Consider the following 735-nt stretch of genomic DNA (forward strand, 5'->3'; position numbering starts at 1 on the left):
CCGATGAGCGGACTCGTGATCTGGCGGCAACGATTGATCATTCGTGCGTAGCTGGAGGTGTCCCGACATCGATCAGCAGTTCCCAAACGCGGTCTATGGCGAGTTCGGGAGTTTCCGGGATTTCGCCGTCGTCGAGCTTCGCGGCGATGGCCCGCGCCAGACGCGCGCGGGTTGGTGAGACCCGCTGCATTGCCCGGACGAGAGTGCCGTTGGTGTTCAGGCAGGGGAGCACGGCCAGCCATTCGCCGATCGGTCCGGGCATTGGTCCTGCAAAGGTCGGCCAACGGTGCCGCACTTCGTCGTTGAGCTGCGGCAACCGCTCAATGCCGAGCCACGTCGGATCGTAGGCGCCGAAGGCGAGGTGTCCGACCCGAGCCACCACAGTAGCGCCCAGGCACATCGGGCACGGATGCAGTGTGGTGTACAGCCGAGTGTGCCGGGCGCCTTCCTTATCGTCCGGCACTGCGGCGAGTGCTTCCATCTCGGCGTGAGCCAGCAGTCCGCGCGGCGCCACCGTGTCGAACCGCTGGTTACGACCACTGCCGACTATCGTGCCCGCGTCGTCGGTGATGACGGCGCCTACCGCGACACCGCCGTCGCGGTAGGACTTCCAGGCCATGGTCATCGCGTGCTGCCACGGCGGTTCGAGCGCCGACCACGCACCACGAGCGGTGAGTTCTGACATGTCGCGATCTTCGCACGAAGACTTCGACGTGCGATCCCCCGAACTCTGAG

General features: G+C 65.7%; 1 protein-coding gene. It reads right to left on the bottom strand.

Going from position 1 to position 735, the window contains the following annotated elements:
• Positions 1-37 precede the first annotated feature (37 nt).
• Positions 38-735: nucleoside deaminase (locus tag IEY73_RS32775; RefSeq protein ID WP_229716434.1), on the bottom strand; the 698-nt coding region annotated here is incomplete at its 5' end.

It is taken from the genome of Mangrovihabitans endophyticus (genome assembly GCF_014646155.1).
Taxonomy (GTDB): Bacteria; Actinomycetota; Actinomycetes; order Mycobacteriales; family Micromonosporaceae; genus Actinoplanes; species Actinoplanes endophyticus.